Origin of the sequence: Pseudoxanthomonas suwonensis (assembly GCF_010093235.1) — a bacterium.
Lineage (GTDB): Bacteria > Pseudomonadota > Gammaproteobacteria > Xanthomonadales > Xanthomonadaceae > Pseudoxanthomonas > Pseudoxanthomonas suwonensis.
Genome location: NZ_PDWP01000061.1, coordinates 1 through 815, shown reverse-complemented (window position 1 = coordinate 815; position 815 = coordinate 1). Strand labels below are relative to the sequence as shown.

Annotated in this window: 1 pseudogene; it reads right to left on the bottom strand. The window is 61.2% G+C overall.

From position 1 onward, the window contains the following. Positions 1-187: 187 nt before the first annotated feature. Positions 188-815, bottom strand: a pseudogene (locus tag CSC68_RS15750) (IS701 family transposase); the annotation flags it as partial.

Below are 815 nucleotides of genomic sequence, written 5' to 3'. Positions count from 1 at the left end.
TGGGTACCCTTGCTCTTGAGCTTGTCGTATTACGTCGACCTCGACGTACTGGCATGTGTTCTTCTCTGCGACTTAGATCTTCGTGTGTCTCGTGTTGTCGTTAGATATCTCCGCCTCTAAGGCGCTGCCAGTCTGTGACTTCATTGTGCGATCAGCAGGTTGGGTTCATAAGGTGACAATGTCGTCGGTGTTTTTTTTTTGACTCTCCCGGCGGCCACTCGATCAGCAGCCACTGCTCGTCATGTGCCTGGCGATTGTGTGCGGCACGAACCCGCACCGCCGCGAACCGCGAACTGAGCGTTGCGTCGCTGCCCTGGCGCCAGCTGACCTGCCGATACGTCCTTGCGGGCAAGCTCTGCGCGACTTCATGTACCGAGATCGGCGCATGTGCGCTATCGCGCATCGGTCGTGTGCGGGGCCGACCGCCCTTAGGGCTGGCTGGCGGCATGGGCGCAGGTTGGTGCGATCCCCACCAGACCTTCGTGTTGCTGCGGACGCCAACCATGTACAGCAGGCCGCGTTCGCTGAGCTGGTCTCGCCAGTGGGTCTCGGTGCCGTAGGCCGCATCGGCTAGCACGACGCCTGCCGCAATCCCTGTCGCCAGCGCGCTGTCGATCTGATCCATGGCCAGCGCTGTCTTGGTCTGAAACACGACCTGATCCGGAACGCCTGCCTTCTTGCGCCGCACAGTGTCCTGAGCCCACTGCTCGGGAAGATACAGCCGATAGCCCACTGGCAGGCTGCCGTGTTCGTTGGCGATCGACAAACTCACGGCAACCTGGGAATTGTCCGTCTTGCCAAGGCGGCCGCAGTAC